Here is a 19,796-nt window from a genome sequence, read left to right on the forward strand (position 1 = left end):
TCCTCAAATGGTGGTAAACTTTTATTGAATCAACTTTAGGAGGGAATTTTATGAGTGAAAGTGTAGTAATTTTTGGAGTTGGAAAAGGATTTGGCTTTTCAATTGCCAAAAAGTTTGGTGAAGCTGGCAAGACACCGATTATGGTGGCTCGAGATGCTGCTCAGTTAAAGCAGTTTGTTAAAGATTTGGATCAAGAGGGGATTAAAGCTGATTTTATTGTTGCTGATGTTACCGATCCAGCTCAGGTAACAAACGTATTTAGTAAGATTAAAATGGCATACGGGATTCCTCAGACCATGGTTTATAACGTGGGTGACAAGACTTTAGATACACCATTCTCATTACCACTAGACCAAGTTAAAGAAATGTACAATACCAACGTCTTTGGTGCCGTTACCATCACCCGTCAGTTCGTTGGTCTTTCAGACGATCAAAAGGAAAACCGGAACATTCTGATTACTGGTGGTGGAGCTGCCTTTCATCCTACCAAAGGCAATGTCACTTTAGCAGCTACTAAAGCAGCTTTAAGTGATTACGCCTTTTCACTTCATGATGCGGTTCAAGATGATAATATCTACGTCGGTTTGATTACCATTCAGGGACTATCTGGTAGTAGTGAAGAGATGCAGCCTGATAATGTTGCCAAAGTATACGTGAAAGCCGCTGAAGATCGCTCTGAAAAGGAAATTAAATATCCCGAGAAGCCGTCAGATTTTTAAGAAAGAAGATTAAAAATGGCTGATAAAGAGAAAAGTGCGCTTTTAATCATTGATTACACCAATGACTTTGTTGATGATCAGGGGTCTTTGACCGCCGGGAAGCCAGCTCAAGCGTTAGACCAATCAATTAGCGACTTGGCTGAAAAATTCAAAAATGATGGTCAGTTTGTTATATTTCCAACTGATGTTCATAAAAAGGATGATCCATACAGTCCTGAGACGAAGTTGTACCCAACTCATAACGTGCGAGGGACCTGGGGTCGTGAGCTATATGGGAAGGTTGGAAAATGGTTTGATGAGAATCAAAAGTTAGATAACGTTTGGCAAATGGATAAAACCAGGTACAGTGCGTTTGCTGGCACCGATCTGGATCTTAGATTGAGAGAACGAAACGTTAAAACTCTCCATCTGGTGGGTGTCTGCACCGACATTTGTGTCTTGCACACCGCAATTGCTGGATATAACCTTGCTTACAACTTGGTTATTCATAAAAGTGGGGTGGCAACTTTTTCCGATTTGGGTCAGAAGTTTGCGATGAATCATTTCAAGACCGTTTTGGGCGCACAAATCGTTCATTAAAATTGGCACGCCTAATTTTAAAGCATATAATAAACTCAATTGAATAACTGTATGAGGGGGTGCCAAGTGGCTGAGACTATACCCATTGAACTTGAACTGGTTAATACCTGCGAAAGGAATCGTGCGATCTTTAGTTAAGAATATAATTGAAGGCTCCTCATCATTGATGAGGAGCCTTTTTGTGTAGGAGATGTTAGTAGTTGATTACAAATAAATTTACCGATGAATTGATAAGTAATGCGACAACAATAATGAATCAAATCATGAATTGTGATTATGTTAGGGGAATTAAAAGCGGTAAAGTACCAGAAGAGGCGCTAATTAACTACGTTCAACAAGATGAAATGTATTTAGACGGTTACGTTAAACAGTTTCAACAAATTCAGACTGAAACAAGTGATGTGAATTTGAAAAGATTTTTGGCAGGTTGCGTTGCCGGGATTAAAAACGAAAGCACACCGCACGAGGTCATGTTAAAAATTGCAAAAGTGACTGATGATGAGCTTCAAGATACCCGCATGTTCAACGTTACCAAGGATTACGTTGAAAGTATGCGTGAAGCCGTGAGCACTAAGTCCATTCTAGTTGGATTGAGCGTGCTCGCACCGTGTATTTGGACTTACTATGTAGTTGCTACTGAACTAAATAAAACCAACCTTATTAATAATCCATTTAGTGACTGGATCAAATTCTACGCTGATGCAGATGAGGTAAAACAAATTTTTGCTTTTATTGATCTCCAGGCGGAAATTCATCCAAACGAAAGGGCCGTCGCAAATCAAGTTTTTCAGAATAGTTGTCATTATGAATTGGATTTTTGGAACAAAATGTATAACGCTTAGAACTTTTTAGGAGGGAACTATGAGTAGTGAAATAAATCAATATCCAGAAGCTTTAACAATTGCTGGGACTGATTCTGGTGGTGGAGCAGGGATGGAAGCTGATATTAAAACGATGCAGGCTTGTCAGGTGTTTAGCACCAACGTGGTAGTGGGAGTGACGGCACAAAACACCCTTGGTGTTCAAGATACGTATCCACTTCCAAAAAAGATTATTGATGAGCAGTTTGCTTCCGTTTGCGATGATTTTGATATTAAAGCAACTAAGACCGGGGCTTTGTTTGACGAAGAACACGTTCATTTAGTGGCAGATAACATTAAAAAGTACAAGTTGGGCCAAATTGTTGTTGATCCTGTTATGGTAGCCAAGGGAGGGTCAGTGCTACTTGAAGCCGGCGCCATTAAAACCTTGATTAACGAACTGATCCCATTGGCCGATTTAGTAACACCAAACTTACCTGAAGCGGAAAAGATTACGAATCAGTCCATTACTTCCGGTGAAGCAATCAAAAGGGCAGCGCGAAAAATTCAAATTGCTGGTGCTAAAAATGTCATGATTAAAGGCGGACATGATACCGATAAGATCGTAAAGGACTATGTTCTTTTACAAGATGGATCTGATTTTTGGTTGATTACGAAGCGGGTGAATACGGTTCGGACTCATGGTACGGGGGACACGCTTTCTTCAGCAATTGTCGCGGCTTTAGCTCGTGGTGAAAGTATTGAAACTGCCATTCGCTTTGGGAAAGATTATCTGGATAAAATTATCAGAAAACCGTTGATTATTGGTCATGGACACGGGCCCCTAAATCACGGAATGTGGGAGTAATAAATATGCAATTTAATAAAAAAATGCTGCAAATATACCTGGTGGCGGGTACCCAAAATTTTGCTGGTTCTGAAACTGAATTTTTGGATCACATTGACCAAGCTTTAGATGCTGGTGTTACAGCTTTTCAGTACCGTGAAAAGGGTGTAGGTTCACTTACGGGTTTGAAAAGGATTGAGATGGGAAAGAAACTTCGTCATTTAACCACTAAACATCATACTCCACTAATTGTGGACGATGACGTGGATTTGGCTAATCAGATTAATGCGGACGGGATCCACGTTGGTCAAAGTGATGAGAGCGTGCAAAAGGTGATTCGTGATAATCCAGAAATGATAGTTGGATTGTCGATCAGTACCAAAGAAGAGTTAAAACGTAGTGAACCTCTCACTGGCATTGATTATTTAGGAATTGGACCAATTTTTCCGACCACTAGTAAAGCGGATGCCGAGTCACCGATTGGCGTTTCTGGTTTAGTTCAACTACAACGACAAGTATCTTTACCTGTAGTTGCGATTGGTGGAATTAATGCAAGTAACTGTCAGTCAATTTATCAGGTTTCAAACGCTGGAATTGCGGTAATATCAGCAATTATGGACAGCACTAACGTTGAAAAGACAATTAGCAAACTAGAGAGGAAATGATAGTATGACGTCGATTTTAGAAGAAATTAGAAGGGAAAATCCCGTTGTTTTGGACATTCCTAACATGGTGACCCCACAGAAAGTAGCGGATGCAATTAGTTATGTTGGTGGCTCACCAATTATGTGTGACTCTTCAAATGAGGGTCATGACTTGGTGGCAATTGCTAACAGTTTGGTCCTAAACCTGGGGACGATGAACGATGATAGTATTAAATTAGATATAATTGCTGGTCAAGCAGCTAATAATCGTCGTTTGCCGGTGGTGGTTGATCCAGTCGCTGTGAGTGCCTCAGAATTAAGAACGGAAGTTTTTAAGAAGATTAGTAGTGAAATTAATATTGATGTCTTGCGTGGCAACGTTGGTGAGATTGCCTTTATTGCCGGAATTGACTGGGGCAGTCGTGGAATTGATGCTGCTGACGGTAATGGTGATCGCGTTCAGGTTGCTAAAATGGCTGCTAAACAATTTCATTCCACGGTTGTCATTTCAGGAGTTGACGACGTAATTTCGAATGGGGAGGAAACGTATGTGGTCCACAACGGCAGTCATGAATTAGCAATCAACGTTGGATCTGGAGATGTTTTAGATGGTGTCATTGGCGTGGTTGCCGCTCACCATCAAAGTGTTCATGAAATTGCACTAGGGACGGCTATGGTTGGCATTGCTGGTGAACTGGCGGAGCAAAAATATCCGGATGAGCCGGCGTCATTTGAAGTCGAATTCTTCAATAATTTGTACCGACTGGATGACCATCATCTTTCCGATACAATTAAAATTGAAAAAAGCGATGATTAGAAAAAAGCGACCAATTGTTAACAATTGGTCGCTTTTATTTAGTTTTAAGTTTAACGACGACGATGTCTTAAGAACGTAAAGAAGTGAAGGAGGATTGCTAGAAGAACATAGAAAATAACCACAAATGCTACGTAGAAGAGCCAAAATTCTCCGTTAAATTTCAGTCCAAAAACTAATCCTTCAATTAACATTGTCACTAGTGACATTACTGCAATCATACAAAATAATTCGATATAACGTTTCAAAGTACTATCATCCTTTCGTGGCTTGTTGGCAATCTTTTGTCCCCACCGTTTACACAGTTCAATTTTTTTAGGGTCAGGAATTCCCTTACTTCCCCAGGTATGTGTTCCAATAACCTCTCCAAGTTTGATTAGACCAGCTGCGGTCATGATCTTATCAATGGTCCGAAAGGTTTGATCGGTAATGCCGGTAAAGAAGTTTTGAAATGAGGAGAGAAAGCAAGTAGTCAGACTTAGGTAGTGTTTGTTTTTAAACTTACCGGGCAAGGTATCACCAATACTGTTCATTTTAACCATTCGGTGACGCATGCAATCGAATAGATTTTTGGTAACTCCTGATAAATCAGCAAAGTACGTCGGGGATGCGATGATCCAGACGTCCGCTTCTTCCATTTTCTTTTCAATCATGTCAAGCGTTGGATTGGGGTTTTTGAGATTATCTGGTTTGATGTCATAATCTTGCAGAAATAATGTCTCAACCTGCGCATCCTTTGGAAGACCTGAAATAACTGCGTTAAGGTACTTAGCAGTCAAGCCATCCTTACTTTGTGATCCTAAAAATGCTAGATAACGCAAATTTATGACCTCCTTTGAAATTAATTAATTCTTTCTATTTCATGTTATATTTTTGTGAAACTAATATCAATTAAAAAACCCATCATTAATGATGGGTTTTGATTATGTGGTTTTAACGTGTCTCCCAATTGCCTGCTGATGAAGATGATCTGGCTGGATTACTCGTGCAAAAGCGTAAATAAATGGTGCAAACATGTAAGCATTAGTAAGTTGCGTTTCAATGATGCCTTGAACAGCAAGGGCAATTAAAATCACACAAAGGAAATAGTTATCGTCCTGTTTAGCCTTGTAAGCACTAGCAAGAAACAATGCCAGTAGCAACATTAAACCAATGAAACCGGTACTTAATAAGATGAACAAGAACGTGTTATCGACCCACAAGTTTGATCGGGCACCCAACAGGGGCATATTTTGTCCAATTAGCTTTGGCGAATAGAAATATTGAATGACGGTTAACTGTTGTCCGGGACGACCGGAAAGGGCACGATTCAACACGTTGAATAATGGCAGTGATGAACCCCAAGCGACCATGCCGATTCCTACTACGAAAGTCAATGAAACCAGGATCCAAGTGATTTTTGGTAGTAGGTGAGTGATTTTATGAGCAAAGCTCAAAGCGAATCCAAGTACTAGGATAGCTCCAGCAACCATAAATCCGCGTGAACCAGTCAGGTAGGCAATAATTAAGTAACTAACGAAAATAAAGGCATATACGAAGTACATCAGTTTTTTTCGACTATTTTGTATTAGCAAGAGGGCCGAACAGAAGATGCTTAAGATGAAACCACTTAAGACGTTTGGATGAGTGAATCCAATTGCATACCTAGTGGATGATCTTCTGGTAAATGAAATGGCATTTTGTGGTGGAAAGACGTGTAAAATCAAAAAGGCCGAAATTACGAATAGAACAACGAGCTTAGTTGCAAGGTCGATGGTCGCAAACGCATCTTGATTTAGTAAGTCAGCGTTGGCCATGAATAAGAACAATAAAAATAGGGTACTGGTAATCACATTTAAATGAAAAAGATATGACAAGATAAAGATGATTGCCATGATTATGATAATTGTCCACTGTTTAGGGTTATGTCTCCTGGTAAGTAATAGTACGATTTGGATTCCAATGACAACTAACGTGATTACCCCTGCGATTTGCCATTGCAAGAAACTTTTAGCGGAATATACGTTATTAAATTGACTGTTCAAAAGGATTACTGACGACGCCAGAAAAACAACGTAACTTAGCACGTACACGAGCTGATATAAATGATTTTTATTGGTTAAAGCCATTAATTAAATTCTCCAATTATTGGGTCATCTTATCGGTGAAGAAGTATTCTGCGATGATCTTAACGATGGATGGGTTCTCGTGAAGCATTGTGTGCTGAGCTTGGGAACTGTTTCCGTGATATACGTAGAGCTTGTAACTTTTGACGTAGCCAGTCACAAGATTCTTCATTGGGATTTCACTTTTCATTGTAACTTCGCCATCCGTTCCAGAATGGTTCATATCGCCAACTAGATTAAGAATCTGAAGGTCTTTTGGTAGGTTCTTTACGTCGGGATCGTTTGGAGCATAGTTCGTTGCAAGCGAGATGAATTTTTTAACCTTTGGAACGTTTTTGAGATTGGGATAGTGAGCTAGGTAATAGTAAATAATGTTTCCACCAGACGAATGCCCAATCATGTTAACTGAACGAACGTTGTACTTCTTGTACAGATAGCGCATTACGTTTGGCATTTGAGTTGATTGAAAATAGGGATGATGATTGTCCTGAAAGACAATTTGGACGGTCGGGTTATCAGCACCAAACTTATGGAACTGCTTAGTGGTCTTAACGGTACCATCCTTTTTCACGTACAGTTGTAAGGTTTTGGTTGCTAGGTGGTAACGATTTAGGGTGTCAACCATGTAACCAGTCGTGATGTTATTTCCACCTAGTCCGGGAATGAACACAGTAGCGGTATCGCTTTGATTAACGTCTAATTTACTGAGAAAACTACCATGATTATGCCAATAATAATAACCGCCACCGGCGAAGATGGCGATCACGATAACGATAAAGAGGGCAATGAATGATTTGGTGTGTTTTCTTTTTTTGATGTGCATTGCAAACATTCCTTTTAATTATTTTAAATTTGTACACTAACATCTAACATCATATAACAATTAACGTGATTCAGCTAGATGGTTGAAATGAATTGATCTTTAAAAGGCAATAAAAAATAGCCAAGCGCAAGGGCTTAGCTATTTTGTTTAAATAAGTCTTAACTATTTGATTGGGGTATTCTCCATGTTGGTTCTAACAATAATCACATCACAGGCGGCATGTGAGTTAACGTATCCGGCAACTGAACCCTCAAGCATGCGGTACAAGCGACCCTTACCAGTCGCTCCCATCATAATTAGATCGGTTTGATGGTCCTTGGGAAATTCGTAAGTAATTACTTCTCTAGGACTTCCAAACCGAGCATGAATATGAATATCGTCAATGCCAGTTTGGTCCTTGACTTTCTTAACTAAATCCTTTAAATAGTTAAGTTCTTCATTAACGATTTGGGTGATAACACTGCCATCAACAACTCCTAGGCTGTATCCATAATTAGTGGTGTTAATCACGTTTAAGACGTCAATTCGGCCTTTATTTCTTTGTGCTACCGCTGCCGCCTTGTATAAAGCAGCCTCTGCTTCTTTTGATCCATCAACTGGTACTAGAATGTGTTTGTATCCATTTAGCATTATGAAAGCCTCCGTTTTAGTTTTTCACTGGTAAAATTTGTTCGGCACTGGCAAGGACGTGTCCTGCCATTTTTTTCTTTAGTTCATTAAGCCAAAAGCCGTTGGTTAAATCTAGTTTTTGATCCAAGGCGTAAACATGCAACTGATAATCGTGTGGTTTATCGGGAGGAGTAGGACCAATGTAGTGTTGATTTAATTTTGAATCAGTAACGTGTACTAGTCCACCAGCTAAACTATTTTTCCCCAAAGTCATGTTAATTGATTGATCTTGGCTAGCATTTTCTGGTATTTCAGATATATTTGGATCAATGTTAGCAGCCACCCAATGAATGTAAGTAAAACCACAAACTGGGATTGAATCGTCGTCCAGTAGGATAACTACTAGTGACTTTGCGTTTTTTGGGACATCAGAGATTTTGATCGGGAATGAAATGATTGGATTACCATCTAACATTTCATCTGGGTCAGCGTATTTAGTATACTTATCAGGTAAAAATCCATTTTGAAGTGGAGTATTAATTTTCATAATAGTGCCTCCTATACACTTCATTATACCAAATTCATTTGAATATAAAAAAATAAGGAACTATAAATAGTTCCTTATTTAACAAATTGCAAGGTGTAAAAGCCCTGACCATTCCGCTCAATTGTAAAGTTAGAGTAACCAGCTGCTAACCAACTGCTTTGAGTAGCATGTGCATAGTTTTTAGCGTCTTGAACCGAGTCAAATGATTTTGGTGTAGCAAACATCGAACTAGAATCACTCGTTGAGTTGTTTCCATTGGAATTATTTCCGTTTGATGATTGTGACCCACTTTGATTTGTTGGTGCTTGTTGGTCCCTGTTTACTGACGCTTCCTTGTTGGTCGTGGCTTGTTCCGCCTTATTAAAGTGTTTTGCTTTCTTTTCTGATTGAATAGCTCTGCTACTCTGTTGACTTGTGGAGGATCCATTCATCCGATTCCCACTGCCGCTTGTCAGAAAGTGAATTCCAAAGACTAGCAGGATCACGATTACTACTAGTCCTAAAACCCATGGCCAAGCCTTAAAGTTTTTCTTTTGGTGCTTTGGACCATTTGCGGCATTAAAGTCATAACGTTCGTATCTCGAATCTGGATCTTGACTATTCATAAGAATCCCTCCATCCATTTCAAGAAAAACAAGATGCATACGCATTATAACAAAATCCTTATGATTTTGCATTAACTTAACTAATGGTTGACCTGATCATCATCGACCTGTTCATTGACGCTTTTAGCGTTAAGCATGTTACCAGTGCGCTGATAACTAAAGACACCCCAGTAGAAGAACAGTAATGCAACTACAATAATTACGATAAAATCATATGGGTAATGAATCCAGTTTTGACCACCGAATGGTGCGGATCCGATATACGAAAACGCTGACATAAAGATTAAATAGGCGACCATCCAAGCTCCGCCACGGAACTTGGTCAGGGTATTTTTCCAGCCGTTTTTGTTTTCGTAGAAGAAGTAAAACGGCAGCCCCAGCATAATAACAAGGATGACTTCAATGGTAGTAGGCCACATTGCCCAATAGATTGCCAAACTAGCAAGAACAAAGGCAAGTGGTGCCATGATTCCAGCAAAACTAATTTTGACTGGACGTTTGAAGTGAGGAGCGTGGAGACGTAATGATCCAAGGGTAACTGGACCAGTCAAATATGCAATTAAGGTTGACGTTGAGATAACACTGGCTAAAACAGCCCAGTTTCTGAACACTGATACCAAGATACAACTGACAATCCAGTTTACGATCATTGCGATTCTAGGAGTTCCCCATTTTTGGTTAATCTTACCTAAAAACTTTGGCATATGACCATTTTCGGTCATTGCTGCTAGTGTCCGACTAGTTGAAGCAACAAATGATACTCCGGTGCCAAAGGGTGAAACGAAGGCATCTAAATAGAGTAGAATTACTAGCCAGTTCAAGTTCAACATAATGGCTAAATCAGCAAATGGTGAACTGAAATTAAGACCATGCCAACCGTATTTGGCTAAAGTTGACGGGTCAATAACACCAACGAAAGTGAACTGTAACATAACGTAAATGATGATACTGATTAAAAGTGAAATAACGATTCCCCGCCAGATGTTTTTCTTAGGATTGGTAATCTCATCACCAACGTTTATAACCGTTTGAAAAGCATTATAAGAGAAGATGATTCCAGATACGGTGGTAGCCGCAAAGATTGGAGCCGTTCCGTATGGGAAAAACCCACCAGTTTGAACGTTGTTAAAGTTTCCGGGATGAAAACCAGAAGCAAGTAGCATAATAATGGTAAGAACAGGAACTACAATTTTAAAAATTGAAGTCAAAGTAGTGAAACGAGTCAGTAAGTTGACTGACCAGTAGTTTAACAAGGTGAACACTAAGATGAAGAGAAAAACGACGAATAACCCTTCGGTAGTAACCGTGCCATTGGCGTAAAACCCGTGAGTCCAGTTGGCCCATGACCAAGGCCATGAACTCATGTATTGAACGGCAGCGACCGCTTCAATTGGAAGCAACGTTACAAGTGAGACCCAATTAGACCATGATGAGATGAATCCTAGAAGCGGTCCGTGGGTATACTGAGCATACTTACTCATTCCTCCGCTTTCTGGGAACATGGTTCCTAATTCGATGTAGTTAAACGCAATTGCACCAATCACAACGGCACCGATGATCCACGAAATGATGGCAGCTGGACCAGCGGTTTTAGCACCCTCCCAGGCACCGAATAACCATCCTGAACCAATGATGGAGCTTAGTGCCAGCATCGTGACACTGAAAAGGCTCATTTTTGGTTTAGTAACATTTTGATTTGAATTGTCCTTCGAATTTTCTTTTTTCATAAGTATCCTTTCTTTTTGCGTATTCGACGAATATAACAAAAATGATTATGGTTGTAAAATTGAAAAACACTATTTGATGGGGATTTTAGCCGGGTTGTATTCCCTTTCATTCCTATCGTTGATACTCTCTAATTTCAATCAAATTTTTATCTGGATCATTGATAAATAGTGAATTCATTTTACCGTTATGTCCCTGACTTTCGATCGGTCCTGCAACTACTTCAATAAAGTAGTTGGCTAAATGTGACTGGATTGAGTCAAGTGGATCCCTTGCAACCACGCTGAAACTGGTAGAACCAGGAGTTGGATTTTCTGGTTTAACGTTATCTTCCTTGTTTGTGACACAAACGAGTCGTTGGTGACCCAGCTGAAATTCAATTCTAGAATCAGTTTCGATCACAACTGGTAAGTCTAAAACCTCATGATAAAAGCGCATCGATTTCTCGATGTCATTTACCAATAGGGTGATGTGATCAATATCTTTGATTTTCATAGGCACTCCTCTTTTTTAAAAATGTACATACAATTATACCACTCAAATTCACCTGATTGACGTTGATTGCGATTCGGTGTTACGGTATAGGTTATGAAATAATGGAGGGAATTATATAATGGCGTTATTAAGTGTATCTAATCTAAGTATGAGTTTTGCCGACAAAGACCTGTACTCGGATGCTACATTTCAGCTAAATAAAGGTGAGCACATGGGAATTGTGGGCCAAAATGGGGTTGGAAAATCAACTTTGATTAAGATTTTGACCAATAAGCAATTGCCTTTATCTGGTGACATCAAATGGCAAAAGGGGACCAAAGTTGGTTACCTAGATCAGTACGTTAATATTCCAAAGGGAATGACACTGATTGATTTTTTGCATACTGCCTTTTCAGACCTCTACAACATGAATCAGCATATGAGCGATTTGTACGTAAAATATGCCGACAATATGGACGAAAAGTTACTTGAACAAGCGGGAAGAATCCAAGAACAACTTGAATCTCGTAATTTTTATGATATTGACACTGAAGTTGAGCAGGTGATTAATGGATTGGGTCTTGACGACATTGGAAGAGATCAAACCATTTCTGAAATGAGCGGGGGACAACGCTCTAAGATTATTTTAGCGAAATTAATTCTGGAGCATCCCGATGTAATTTTGCTTGATGAACCGACTAACTATCTGGATACCGCTCACATTAATTGGTTGGAAGATTATTTAAATAGTTTTGATGGGGCAGCGATGATCATTTCCCATGACTACGACTTTCTAGAAAAAGTAACGAATTGTATCGTGAACGTTGCGTTTGGGAAGGTCACTAAGTACCGTGGTGACTTCAAGTCCGCCATGAGACAAAAAGACGAAAAAGAAATGACCCAGCAGCGGGAGTACGAGAAACAACAAGAAGAGATCTCCAAGGCCAAAACTTTTATTCAGAAAAACAAGGCCGGAAGTCATTCCAATATGGCTAAATCACGGGAAAAGATGTTAAAACGAATGGATGTGATTGAGCCACCTTCAAGTAACATTCAAGCTTCTTTTGACTTTCCGTATGCTGATACTGGATCCCAGAACGCACTAGTGGTTGACCAACTGTCAGTTGGTTACGATCAACCGTTACTTAAGCCAGTTACCTTTTCCGTTAATACTGATCAGAAAGTTGGGCTTCAGGGTTTTAATGGGGTTGGAAAGTCAACCTTAATTAAATCAATCCTCGGACAAATTCCGGCAAAAGGGGGAAAGGCTAACTTTTCTCCATCCGCGAAGGTTAACTATTTCAGTCAAGACTTGATCTGGCCGAATAGTAAGATGACACCCTTACAAATCATTCAGGACAAGTATCCCAAGTTGACACAGAAGGAGATTCGTTCCCAGCTGGGTCGCTGTGGACTCGACGCTGCTAACGCCATGAAACCAATTGGTGAGCTTTCTGGGGGAGAACAAACTAAGGTCAAATTGGCTTTGATGGAATTTGTAAAAAGCAATTTCTTAATCATGGATGAACCGACTAATCACCTGGATGACGAGACTAAAAATGCTTTAAAACGGGCAATTATTAAATTTCCTGGGAATGCCATCATTGTTAGTCATGAAGCCAGTTTTTATGATGGATTGGTTGACAAGACCATTGATGTCGAAAAATTAAGTTTAAACCAAAAATAAAAAGGCACTTCATTTTGAAGTGTCTTTTCGTTTGCTTATTTTTGGTTGAAAGTTCCATTTTCAACTTGTCTAATGAAGTTGGCCAAATGGTCGTAGTAGACGGGGGCATTATCAATCATGTGGTGATGACCACCGTTTGGGGTTGAAACGAATTGAGCGTTTGGAATCATTTTAGCCATTCGTTTTCCGGTTTCCATTGGCATGGTTTCGTGTTCACCAAAAGTGACCAGTGTTGGAACTTTGATGTCCTTTAAATGATCAGTAAAGTTCCAGTCTTTTAACTTTCCAGTGATGACAAATTCGTTATCACCCTGAAAGGCGTTATAGATCGGTTTGCTCATGGTATCAACGACGTGGGCAATTGCAGGTGGTTGCTTTCGATCCACATATTCCCGATTTAAGAGTTCGACCAGTTCCTGATACTTATCGTTATCGTAATCGTTATTTGCTTCGCATTTTTTCATGTACGCTAATTGTTCGGGGGTGAGCGCTTTTTCTCTAATTTGAGCTAAATGGTCAGTGTAGTCCCCGATCCGATCAACCATTGAAGAAATAATGGCACCTTTCAGGTGATTACCATATTTAGCGGCGTACATCTGAACTAAAGCACCACCCCAAGATTGACCAATCAAATAAAATTTATCGATTCCGAGTTTTTGTCTAACCTCTTCAACCTCGTCAAGGAAGTAGTCGTATGTTAAAACCTTGTTAGCTACCTTCGGATCATCAAAATCGGGAGTGTCGGAGTACCACGAACCTAATTGATCGTACATGTGAACTTGGACGTTTAGTCCTTGTTTTTTCAGTTGTTCCGCAGTGTTCTCCCAGTATTCATGTGTTCCACCCGGACCACCATGAAGGGCGAGAAGATGAATGTCTCCGGTCCCTTGAGTGTTAGTCCATAGGTGGTAACCATTATCTAATGTAATGATTTTAGTTCCTTGTTTCATAACATTCACCTACCTAATTAGTTTAATTATTATGATAACACTTTAAAATGGTAAAAAAAGTGTGAAAGAATCAACGTACCCGTGTGATACACGTTCAAACGTGTACATAACAATTATTCTAGGATATAATGGGAACGGTTTAAAAAGGAGTAGGATCGGAAATGGAGTTCCGTATAAAACGTTTCATTAAAAATGTAAACGTTTGTTATTTTTTGGCTTTTGTGGTCGTAGCCTTAATCTTTATTGGGATGTTTAGTTACGCATCCCCACTTTATTATTTTGATTATTCGCCCGACGTTAACTGTTTCTTTACGGTCGGCAAGGGTATGATGCACGGACTAGTTCCGTACAAGGATGTTTTTGAGCAAAAAGGGCCATACGTTTATCTGCTTTATGGGCTCGCTTATTTAATCAGTCACTATTCGATTATTGGAATTACCATAGCAGAAATAATTGCGTTAGCAACCTCGTTATTTTTGGTTTTTAAAACCGCTCATTTATACGTTAGTAAACCAACTGCTTCAATTTTGGCACTTATAACGCCCTTTTTCTTAATGTTTCAAGAGTATTTTACCTATGGTGGCCTGGCGGAAGAATTCGTCTTTCCGATGATTTTATCGGCCATTTATTTAACTTTTAAAGCATGCCACAATCATTTTGCGATTAGTAACGTGAACTGGTTAGTTCAGGGATTCCTAGTTGGGGTGGTTTTTTTATCTAAATACACGCTGTTGGGCACTTGGATTGCTTTTTACATTATTTTTGCGCTGGTTTATTTGTACCATAGAAAGTTTAGTAGTCTTTTTAAGATGATCCTTTCAAGTGGCGTTGGTTTTTTGGCCGCAATTGTACCATGGGGAATTTATTTTCTCGTTACTAACTCGTTTAAAGCCTTTTACGACGTTTATTTTGTTTCCAACATGACGGTTTATAGCACCTCAGCTAATGGTGGAATTTTCACGAAGATTGCTGGCTCACTAGCCATTTTTAGTGAATTTTTAATTGATAAACCGCAACTCTTTGTTTTGGGTGCAATTCCGTTAATTCTTTTTGTCGTCTTTAACCATGGGGCGGAAAAGAATATTTTTTTGTGCATGATGTTTGTGAGTGCTTTTTTTGCTGTTTACAGCTATACTCCAGACACCCTATACGTCTATTACCAATTAGCGTTTATGCCATACGTTCTTGTAACGTTGGTCGTTTTAATTGCTAAAGGACTAAATTATAAGCAAGTTACATTGCCTAGTAAGCGACTTATTTCGACGTTTATTTTGATGACGCTTTTAGTCCTGTTCTTTACCATGGGGGTTAACGGTAATTTTCAAAAATCAAAATTATTTCCGAATAACAATCAGGAAACGCTGGATCCTAGTGATCCGCAGACCGCGCAAAAGAAGTTTGGCAAAATTATTAGAAAAGAGAGTAAGGGAACTCCAACCCTTCTCAACTACGGATATCTTGATCTTGGCATGTATACGGTCTCAGGAGCACTTCCCACGCAGTATTATTTCCAGATCAACAATATCTCGTATGATAAGAACCCTAAAATGGTCGAGTCACAAAATAAAGTTGTTAAAAAGAAGGCGGTTGAATGGATTGTCGTAAAGACCAATCAAGCTGATTCAATCAAAACATACTTTGGCAGACACGATTCTACTAGGCCAGCATCCAAAACCCTGTTAGAGAATTATCGGGTCGTATCCACTCATGAACAAAAGGCTCCCAATAATCGGAAGTCAGTATATTGGTTACTAAAAAGAAAAGCATAATCTTAAAATAAGGTTATGAAGTCTGGCGTCTCCGCGTTTGAGTGGAGGAATGTGGTATAATTGCTTTTATTATTGAGTGTGAGCTTAAATTCTTAATGATTGGAAGAACAATGTATGTTAAAAAAACTAAAAACTAAACCTTATTTATTTGGTTTAACGTTTGTAGTAATGAGTATTATCATAATTCTACTTTTGTCATTTGCTTCACCGTTCTATTATTTTGATACCTCACCCGACAGTAATAATTTTTTCACTGTCGGTAAAGCAATGTTTCACGGAATCATTCCATATAAGGATGTTTTTGAGCAAAAGGGGCCATTTGTTTATTTGCTTTACGGACTAGCCTCACTGATCACAAAACGATCGCTTGTTGGGATGGTACCGTTTGAGATTATTGCGATGATTATTATTATGACCATGTCTTACAAGATTGCTAGATTATACTTGTCACAAAATTGGTCATTTGTAATTTCATTGTTCATGCCAGTTTTTTCCGTGCTTCAGCCATTTTATGACTATGGTGGTTCGGTTGAATTCTTCGTGTTCCCGGCCGTTTTATATTTGATTTATGTTGCTTTAAAGGCTTGTCAAAATGATTTTGATATCAAATGGTGGGAATGGATGATTCAGGGATTCATGGTCGGAGTGGTCTTCTTTTCGAAGTACACTTTACTTGGTCCATGGATTGGATTTTATGTCTTTATGTTTGTCTTCTACGTTTACCATCGTCGCTTTAACGAAATGTGGCGATTGATTTTCTTTAGTGGACTCAGCTTCTTAATCGCACTTATTCCATGGTTGATTTATTTCTTAGTAACAGGGAGTTTTAAGTCCTTTATCCACGTTTACTTTACCATTAACATGACCGTTTACGGTTCATCGGGAATTGTACCAACTAAGATTCTGATGGCAACTGGATTCTTTATGAAGTTTCTGACGCAGTATCCGATCACAGTGGTCTTTGGTCTCTTGGGCTTAATCTATGTTTTATTTGACCATGAAATCTTTAAAGATGGAATTTCAAAGTCGCTTTTCTTGTTCATGATGATTGTAAATGCGATTGTAGCCGTTTACGGTCACACCTTTGGTAAAATCTATCAGTACTATCAATTAGCTTATTTCCCATTTATCATGGTGACAACTATCTTTGTACTGGTGTTTTTTATCAGACACTTTGAATCTAACAGAAAGCTCGCTCTCCCTTGGACGTTTGTTTTCGTAACGCTATGTATGGCCTTAACCTTTGTCCTTGGATCAAACAATAACTTTATTTACTCGAAGTTGCATCCCCAAAACTTATACGTTACTCTTAATCCTAAGAAAGGTGAGTACCAACAGCCTGCTCAAGTTTCGTTTGGAAAGATTATTAGAGACGAAAGTAAGGGAACGCCGACCCTTTTAACTTACAGTCGTTTAGAAAATGGTTTTTACACCAGTTCTGGTGCATATCCAACTCATTACTTCTTCGAACGTAATAATATTCCTAGCCGCGCTTATCCTAAAATGATGAGATCAGCTAACAAGGTGGTTCGAAAGAAACAAGTTCAATGGTTGGTAATTAGGGTTGATAATACAAGCAACAAGAGTAATGCTGAGTTGTACAAGTACATGAGCAGTGGTTCTAGAAAGGGTGGACGTGATGCGCTAATTAGAAATTACAAATTGCGTAGTAGTCATGCCCAAATGTTTGAGGAAAGACGTGCTACTTACTACTTGTTTGAAGCTAGGTCCAAGCCTAACCCCAATGCAAAGAAAATGATAAAAGAACATAAGTTTTATTAAATTAGTGGAGTTTGTCAAATTGGCAAACTCTGCTTTTTTTGAGGGATAACGGAGGTTATATGGAATATTTAGCAACAATTGGATTGATTTTACTTTCAACGTTGATTTTAGGAGTTTTAAGTCAAAGGATTGGGATGCCGGCGGTGGTAGGAGAGATTTTAGCCGGCTTATTAATTGGACCCGCGGTTTTGCACCTAGTCAGTTTAAATCACCTGGTTTCGGTTGGATCCGAAATTGGGGTCATCTTTTTGATGTTTATTGCGGGATTAGAATGTGATTTCGAGTTGGTCAAGAAGTACTTAAAGCCGGCCGTTAGCGTTGCTATCTGTGGGGTCATTTTACCGGTGGTCGCTTTTACCCTTTATGGTCAACTACTAGGCCAAGGAATTGAAAGAGCGCTCTTTTGGGGAGTGATCTTTTCGGCTACTTCAGTATCCATTAGTGTCGAAGTGCTTCAGGAGTTTGGCAAGTTGAAATCGGTCGCGGGAGCAACCATTTTAGGGGCCGCGGTAGTTGACGATGTGATTTCAATTATTTTGTTGAGTGTTTTTTCCAGTGTGTTTGGGACGGAATCAGGATCTAAAAATTTGTTTGTCCTGTTTACGTTTCAAATCTTGTTTTTTGGATTGATTTTTGTTGTCATTAAATGGATTGCACCTTGGCTCATGCGGTTAGCCGACCTTCTTCCTGCCAATTCAGCCGTGTCGATTATGGGGATTAGCATTTGTTTGATCATGGCATATCTGGCAGAAGCGGCCAATCTGAGCACGGTGTTAGGGGCTTTCTTTGCTGGAATTGCAATTGGACGTACGCCGCTTCATGATCAGGTGATTCAAAGTGCTAATCGAATTGGTTATTCCTTCTTTATTCCAATCTTTTTTGCCGCAATTGGGATGGAGATGAGTTTTAAGGGGCTCTCTAGCACGTGGTTGATTGTTGTAGTAATGACGATCTTAGCGGTTCTTACCAAATGGATTGGGTGTGGAATTGGAGCGAAATTAACTGGATTGACCCTAAAAGATGCCAACGTAGTGGGTGCCGGAATGGTATCAAGAGGTGAAATGGCTCTCATTGTCGCTCAGATTGGACTAGCTAGTCATCTGCTTGCTTCTGAACTGTACTCCGAAATTATTATGGTAATTGTACTTTCGACGATTCTTTCACCAATTATGCTTAAGTTCAGTATTAAATCAGTGTAGTTTTTGATTTTTTGGTACAATGAAAGAAACAAATAAATGGGGCATTTTTATGATTAATGAAATTGACGGTGGAACGATTGTTTTTCAACTTAAGGAAAATCAACCACTATATTTACTTTTAAAAAGTGCAACTAGTGATTTTTGGGGATATCCCAAGGGGCACGTCGAGGGAAACGAGACATTACAACAGGCCGCTAAACGTGAATTAAGAGAAGAAACGGGAATTCATGCTGAAATTGATGATGGTTTTGATGTAAAGGTCGAGTATGACATGAAGAATGGCCACCACAAAGTGGTAACTTTCTTTGTGACGGAGGTTCCGGTTGACACTTCGGTTACCAGACAGAAGGAAGAGATTAGTGAAGATCGTTGGTGCACCTACGAAGAAGCTTTGAAGTTAGTCACATACGATAACTTACTTCCACCACTTAAAAAGGCCAATGAATACATTGAGGACCACTATGTCAAATAAACGATTTGTAATTGTGATTACTGGAGCCGCTGGCACTGGTAAGACCACCATCTCGGATTATTTAATGAAAAAGTATGGAATTCCTAAGGTGATTACCCATACGACCAGAGCACCACGGGATCAAGAGCAAGATGGAGTGGATTATTATTTTGAATCACCGACAAGTTTTAAAAAACTTCATCTTTTAGAATCAGTAAGATATTCGGGGCACTGTTATGGATCATCATACGAAGGGTTAGACCGTGCTTTTTTAAAGTCTTCCATTGTTTCAATTGTGTTAGACACGAAAGGTGCCATTACGTACAAGGATCGATTAGGAGTAGAAGCGGTTGTCATTTTTTTGAAAGTTAAAGATCCGGCTGAGCTTAAAAAGCGCATGATTGATCGCGGGGATACTCTGGCTCAGATTCAAGTTCGAATGGAAAGTAAAGAAGACGCGCGTGATTTAAAGCTTCCAGCTGCTTTAAAAAATCGGTCAATTGTGATTGATAATGAGAAATGGAGTCAAACTAAGAATCAGATTGATCAAATTGTACTAAATTTAAAAAGACAACTTTAAAGAAATCTTTTATCGACTGGAATAAATTCTTTACTTTTAAGTGCAATAATTAAGTTTCACAAAAGAGAATATACGTTGAGAGGATGA

General features: G+C 39.3%; 21 protein-coding genes and 1 riboswitch. Of the genes, 12 read left to right on the plus strand and 9 right to left on the minus strand.

The genetic code is table 11. From position 1 onward, the window contains the following. Positions 1 to 50 precede the first annotated feature (50 nt). From AC6UD0_RS02950 to thiM, 6 genes are all read left to right on the plus strand, one after another. Positions 51 to 719: an SDR family NAD(P)-dependent oxidoreductase gene (locus tag AC6UD0_RS02950; RefSeq protein ID WP_500700831.1), complete on the plus strand. Its 669-nt coding sequence runs from the start codon at positions 51 to 53 to the stop codon at positions 717 to 719. Positions 720 to 734: 15 nt separating this feature from the next. Further along, entirely contained in the window at positions 735 to 1,298 is a 564-nt protein-coding gene (locus tag AC6UD0_RS02955) for a cysteine hydrolase family protein (protein WP_500708103.1), read from the plus strand. Positions 1,299 to 1,343: 45 nt separating this feature from the next. Then, a riboswitch (TPP riboswitch) is annotated at positions 1,344 to 1,434 on the plus strand. A 64-nt stretch (positions 1,435 to 1,498) separates the two neighbouring features. Further along, positions 1,499 to 2,140, plus strand: coding sequence for a TenA family protein (locus AC6UD0_RS02960; RefSeq protein ID WP_500708105.1), 642 nt, complete (start codon positions 1,499 to 1,501; stop codon positions 2,138 to 2,140). Between the two features lie 19 nt (positions 2,141 to 2,159). Further along, a complete protein-coding gene (thiD, locus tag AC6UD0_RS02965) occupies positions 2,160 to 2,966 on the plus strand; it encodes a bifunctional hydroxymethylpyrimidine kinase/phosphomethylpyrimidine kinase (RefSeq protein WP_500707225.1) in 807 nt (268 codons plus the stop codon). 5 nt (positions 2,967 to 2,971) lie between these two features. After that, complete coding sequence (gene thiE, locus AC6UD0_RS02970) at positions 2,972 to 3,610, plus strand: thiamine phosphate synthase (protein ID WP_500708106.1); 639 nt, start codon at positions 2,972 to 2,974, stop codon at positions 3,608 to 3,610. A gap of 4 nt (positions 3,611 to 3,614) precedes the next feature. Next, complete coding sequence (gene thiM / locus AC6UD0_RS02975; RefSeq protein ID WP_500693485.1) at positions 3,615 to 4,406, plus strand: hydroxyethylthiazole kinase; 792 nt, start codon at positions 3,615 to 3,617, stop codon at positions 4,404 to 4,406. A 50-nt stretch (positions 4,407 to 4,456) separates the two neighbouring features. Here thiM and AC6UD0_RS02980 read toward each other — a convergent pair whose 3' ends face one another. The 8 genes from AC6UD0_RS02980 to AC6UD0_RS03015 form a co-directional block, all read right to left on the minus strand. Then, on the minus strand, positions 4,457 to 5,224 hold the full coding sequence (locus AC6UD0_RS02980) for a flavodoxin family protein (RefSeq protein ID WP_500693486.1): 768 nt from the start codon (positions 5,222 to 5,224) through the stop codon (positions 4,457 to 4,459). Positions 5,225 to 5,326: 102 nt separating this feature from the next. Next, the gene (locus AC6UD0_RS02985) at positions 5,327 to 6,511 is read right to left on the minus strand and encodes an O-antigen ligase family protein (protein ID WP_500708107.1); all 1,185 of its coding nucleotides are present in this window, start codon (positions 6,509 to 6,511) and stop codon (positions 5,327 to 5,329) included. Positions 6,512 to 6,527: 16 nt separating this feature from the next. Further along, positions 6,528 to 7,331 (minus strand): alpha/beta fold hydrolase, encoded by an 804-nt coding sequence (locus tag AC6UD0_RS02990; RefSeq protein ID WP_500699226.1) that lies wholly within the window; start codon positions 7,329 to 7,331, stop codon positions 6,528 to 6,530. 162 nt (positions 7,332 to 7,493) lie between these two features. Continuing rightward, on the minus strand, positions 7,494 to 7,961 hold the full coding sequence (locus AC6UD0_RS02995; protein ID WP_500693489.1) for a universal stress protein: 468 nt from the start codon (positions 7,959 to 7,961) through the stop codon (positions 7,494 to 7,496). Between the two features lie 16 nt (positions 7,962 to 7,977). Next, complete coding sequence (locus AC6UD0_RS03000; protein ID WP_500708109.1) at positions 7,978 to 8,487, minus strand: YbhB/YbcL family Raf kinase inhibitor-like protein; 510 nt, start codon at positions 8,485 to 8,487, stop codon at positions 7,978 to 7,980. Positions 8,488 to 8,561: 74 nt separating this feature from the next. Then, positions 8,562 to 9,092, minus strand: a complete 531-nt coding sequence (locus AC6UD0_RS03005; protein WP_500696503.1) for a hypothetical protein — start codon at positions 9,090 to 9,092, stop codon at positions 8,562 to 8,564. Positions 9,093 to 9,172: 80 nt separating this feature from the next. Then, positions 9,173 to 10,819, minus strand: a complete 1,647-nt coding sequence (locus AC6UD0_RS03010) for an APC family permease (protein WP_500693492.1) — start codon at positions 10,817 to 10,819, stop codon at positions 9,173 to 9,175. A 112-nt stretch (positions 10,820 to 10,931) separates the two neighbouring features. Further along, the gene (locus tag AC6UD0_RS03015; protein WP_500693493.1) at positions 10,932 to 11,312 is read right to left on the minus strand and encodes a VOC family protein; all 381 of its coding nucleotides are present in this window, start codon (positions 11,310 to 11,312) and stop codon (positions 10,932 to 10,934) included. 118 nt (positions 11,313 to 11,430) lie between these two features. On the opposite strand from AC6UD0_RS03015, the gene AC6UD0_RS03020 reads away from it, so the two are divergent. After that, positions 11,431 to 12,978: an ABC-F family ATP-binding cassette domain-containing protein gene (locus tag AC6UD0_RS03020; protein WP_500693494.1), complete on the plus strand. Its 1,548-nt coding sequence runs from the start codon at positions 11,431 to 11,433 to the stop codon at positions 12,976 to 12,978. A gap of 35 nt (positions 12,979 to 13,013) precedes the next feature. On the opposite strand, the gene AC6UD0_RS03025 is transcribed toward AC6UD0_RS03020, so the two are convergent. Further along, positions 13,014 to 13,928 carry a proline-specific peptidase family protein gene (locus tag AC6UD0_RS03025; RefSeq protein ID WP_500708111.1) on the minus strand — a complete coding sequence of 305 codons (915 nt, stop codon included), beginning with the start codon at positions 13,926 to 13,928 and terminating at the stop codon, positions 13,014 to 13,016. Positions 13,929 to 14,089: 161 nt separating this feature from the next. Between AC6UD0_RS03025 and AC6UD0_RS03030 the strand changes: the two genes are divergently transcribed. The 5 genes from AC6UD0_RS03030 to AC6UD0_RS03050 all read left to right on the plus strand — a co-directional run bounded on the left by AC6UD0_RS03030 (position 14,090) and on the right by AC6UD0_RS03050 (position 19,709). Next, a complete protein-coding gene (locus AC6UD0_RS03030) occupies positions 14,090 to 15,697 on the plus strand; it encodes an ArnT family glycosyltransferase (protein ID WP_500708112.1) in 1,608 nt (535 codons plus the stop codon). A gap of 114 nt (positions 15,698 to 15,811) precedes the next feature. Then, complete coding sequence (locus tag AC6UD0_RS03035) at positions 15,812 to 17,479, plus strand: glycosyltransferase family 39 protein (protein WP_500708113.1); 1,668 nt, start codon at positions 15,812 to 15,814, stop codon at positions 17,477 to 17,479. A gap of 59 nt (positions 17,480 to 17,538) precedes the next feature. Further along, positions 17,539 to 18,678: a cation:proton antiporter gene (locus AC6UD0_RS03040; RefSeq protein WP_500708114.1), complete on the plus strand. Its 1,140-nt coding sequence runs from the start codon at positions 17,539 to 17,541 to the stop codon at positions 18,676 to 18,678. Between the two features lie 49 nt (positions 18,679 to 18,727). Beyond that, entirely contained in the window at positions 18,728 to 19,150 is a 423-nt protein-coding gene (locus AC6UD0_RS03045) for a bis(5'-nucleosyl)-tetraphosphatase (protein ID WP_500707298.1), read from the plus strand. Further along, positions 19,140 to 19,709, plus strand: coding sequence for a guanylate kinase (locus tag AC6UD0_RS03050; protein ID WP_500707215.1), 570 nt, complete (start codon positions 19,140 to 19,142; stop codon positions 19,707 to 19,709). Before AC6UD0_RS03045 ends, AC6UD0_RS03050 begins: the two co-directional genes overlap by 11 nt. Positions 19,710 to 19,796 lie beyond the last annotated feature (87 nt).

The organism is Fructilactobacillus sp. X7R9C1, assembly GCF_059901005.1.